Here is a 1,078-nt window from a genome sequence, read left to right on the forward strand (position 1 = left end):
GGTTCATGCCGATCAACATTGCCGTGACGTCCATCTGGTTGCTGTGCAGCCTGTCACTGGTCCTCAACCATCCGACCGCCAACCCTTGGGTCATGGGGTTGTGGCTGGCGATGTCAGCTTACTTCCTGGGGATCTGCATCTGCCGCTCGGCCGCTGACTGGCTTGAGCGCAGTCATCATTAATGGAGGCATGAATGCCTATCCATATCGTGCAATTGGGCACGCCCCGTACACCCCATGAAGGGCTGCGCCTGGGCACAGTCCGCCGCCCACCGCGCGGCGTTCCGAAAGCCGAATTCGCCAGCCGCGACTTCTACGACACCTGGCTCCCGGCCCTGTCGCCCAGCGCGGAGCTGGTAACAGAAGCCAAAGCTGCGGAAGACGAAAAACACTGGGAAGCCTTTCGACGTAAATTCAAGGCCGAAATGAACCACCCCGCCCCCAGCCAACTGCTGGATCTGCTGGCTGCCCTGTCCCATCAAACGTCGCTGGCAATCGGCTGCTACTGCAAGGAAGAACGCCACTGCCATCGCTCGGTGCTGCGGGAGCTGTTGATCGCTCGCGGGGCGGTGGTTGTGGCGGCTCAAGAGGTGTAACGGGTGTTGGATATCAGAAGCTGACAACACAGAAAAACTGTACTGTTAGCGATAATAAATCTGAGCATCAACCATGAATAAATATCTATCCATTTCTATTTTAGTCGGAACCATGATGGCTGCTCATCCAGCCATGGCTGCAGGTATTGCGCCTGCCGCAAAAGAGACAGAAACATTGCAGAGGATTGCCGTAAATGGAACTAATCGTGAGTTGGGTATGGGGATCTCGGAGTTTCCGCCCAATGCAGAAAAACCGCGTCACCGGGCTATCGGACCGGAGATTGTGTATGTCATCCAAGGAGAAATAATCGTTCTTATTGATGGGCAACCCGCGAAAACCGTTCGCGCAGGCGAGAGCTATCAACTTGCGGCGAAAGACGTTCATACAACCAAAGCTGGCCCATCCGGGGCAAAAACAATTGCTTCCTGGGTGACCATCCCAGGTAAACAGTTCAACATCTACACCAAAGAATAGGACATTGT

General features: G+C 54.8%; 2 protein-coding genes and 1 pseudogene. All 3 read left to right on the forward strand.

What is annotated here, in order from left to right; genetic code table 11:
- A pseudogene (locus tag AC1DH9_RS29690) lies at positions 1-182 on the forward strand (phosphatidylcholine/phosphatidylserine synthase); the annotation flags it as partial.
- 11 nt (positions 183-193) lie between these two features.
- Positions 194-595, forward strand: coding sequence for a DUF488 domain-containing protein (locus tag AC1DH9_RS29695; protein WP_427546092.1), 402 nt, complete (start codon positions 194-196; stop codon positions 593-595).
- A gap of 73 nt (positions 596-668) precedes the next feature.
- Positions 669-1,070: a cupin domain-containing protein gene (locus AC1DH9_RS29700; protein WP_427546094.1), complete on the forward strand. Its 402-nt coding sequence runs from the start codon at positions 669-671 to the stop codon at positions 1,068-1,070.
- Positions 1,071-1,078 lie beyond the last annotated feature (8 nt).

The organism is Pseudomonas sp. 05T35 (assembly GCF_056396605.1).

What these genes read in the sequence shown, in the direction of transcription:
- AC1DH9_RS29695 (WP_427546092.1), top strand. Translation starts at nt 194, where the DNA reads ATGCCTATCCATATCGTGCAATTGGGCACGCCCCGTACACCCCATGAA.
- AC1DH9_RS29700 (WP_427546094.1), top strand. Translation starts at nt 669, where the DNA reads ATGAATAAATATCTATCCATTTCTATTTTAGTCGGAACCATGATGGCT.